This window comes from Fulvivirga imtechensis AK7 (assembly GCF_000331535.1).
Taxonomy (GTDB): domain Bacteria; phylum Bacteroidota; class Bacteroidia; order Cytophagales; family Cyclobacteriaceae; genus Fulvivirga; species Fulvivirga imtechensis.
In genome coordinates, this window is the sequence record NZ_AMZN01000194.1 from 1 (window position 1) to 1,783 (window position 1,783).

Here is a 1,783-nt window from a genome sequence, read left to right on the forward strand (position 1 = left end):
CTACCAACAACTTAGGAAGATCCTTCCTCACGTCAGGATGACTGTCCTTTTTTAAGCATTTTATATCGAACTCACGTTAGATTAATAGCATTGAGGAAGAGGCCGAAAGGGTAATAAATTTCAGATGATTACATCAAAAGCTCTCCATTTGGGATTTAATACAACCTGCTTAACGTTTCCCTGGCCACACCCAGATAGGAAGCGATCATTTTCTTTGGGATCCGTTGGAACAGTTTGGGATATTGTGCCTGAAGTTTTTCACATCTTTCTTTTGCAGTATCTTTCAGCAGCGACAATACCCTATTTTGCAACGCTATATAAGAAAGTTTTGTCTTTCGAGCCCAAAAACTTTCCATTTTGTGCATTTCGGCACTGAGCTTTTCGCGATTCTCACGAGTAATAAACAAGAGTTCACAATCTTCGAGACAGTCCACCGATATTTTTGCTTTTACCCGATTATTAAAAGCCTCATAATCGGTAATCCACCAGTCTTCCATCGCGAATTGCAGAATATGCTCTTTGCCCTGGTAGTCAAAAAAACTGGCCCTTAAACATCCTTTTACTACCCAATACTCACGATCTACATATTCTCCCTCCTGCACAATGTATTGGTGCTTGCGTCTGTGTACCGTACCGAAATGGGTGAGAATATATGCAAATTCCTCATCGGTAAGTGTAGTGATCTCTTCTATATGTCTTCTTAGAGGGTGTTTGTCCATGACTGGTAATGATTACTTCAAAAAAAATGGGCTTTTTGATTTACATAAAGCTATACGTAAATTAAAAATCAAAACACTCTACTGTTGTATAAATTTCCGTTCAAAGTAATTCACAAAAAAACTCCTATTCATTCCTTCACACCTCCATACAACTTAAACACACCACCTCTAACGGACGCTCCTTTTTCAGAGCAAAGCCATAAAATATTTGAGGCAATAGCTTCGGGAGTCACCCAGGCGTTGAAATCTGCTGTTGGCATGGCCTCACGGTTGGGTGGTGTATCGATCACACTCGGGGCAATGACATGAGTTACTACCTTCCCTTCGCTACTTTCGGCATTTAAAATGTTGGCCAAATCGAATAATAGCGACTTGGATAGTGCATAAGCCACAGCATTTTTACCCTCCTTTGGATTGAGTGCCGGTTTACTACCGATAATAACAATACGCCCACCTGTAGGCTGTTCCTGCATTTTTTGAAAAAGTGGTCTGGCACAATGGTAGGCGGTAAAGAAGTTTAAGGAAAACATTTTTTGCAGTTGTGCATTGCTGGTGTCATTGATATTACCCATGGCGAATCCACCTACCAGCAACAATGCACAGTCTATACTACGCTGTAAGGCCTGATCGGCAATAAATCGCGATACATCGCCTTCATTGGTAAGGTCAACTTCCTTTACTATTACACGATCGGGCACATTGTAACCCAACGATTCTTGCGGAGGTACAGTAGCTATTACATCATAATCTTCATCTAAAAAGGCGCTGACACAAGCCTTCCCAAGGTTGCCGGAGGCTCCGGTAATAATAGCAATTTTCTTCATGGTCGATTTCTGGTTTTGGCTAAAGTTAACGTAAGTTCGATATAGTGGAACCGATTAAATTGTATTTCGTATCCAAAAATAACCTAAAAACCTCTTTTTAAGGTCATTCTGCCTGTCCAACTTGCCTCGGGGAGGCACGAAGAATCTTACTAAGTTCAAAGATACTACCAACAACTTAGGAAGATCCTTCCTCACGTACCAATGACAAGTTTTGCAATACATTGATAATCAACCTTTTGC

Annotated in this window: 2 protein-coding genes; both read right to left on the minus strand. The window is 40.8% G+C overall.

Annotation, left to right across the window (positions count from 1 at the left end; genetic code table 11):
- Positions 1-155 precede the first annotated feature (155 nt).
- Positions 156-719 (minus strand): Crp/Fnr family transcriptional regulator, encoded by a 564-nt coding sequence (locus C900_RS27725; protein WP_009583823.1) that lies wholly within the window; start codon positions 717-719, stop codon positions 156-158.
- A gap of 128 nt (positions 720-847) precedes the next feature.
- Positions 848-1,543: an SDR family NAD(P)-dependent oxidoreductase gene (locus C900_RS27730; protein WP_009583824.1), complete on the minus strand. Its 696-nt coding sequence runs from the start codon at positions 1,541-1,543 to the stop codon at positions 848-850.
- Positions 1,544-1,783: the final 240 nt, after the last annotated feature.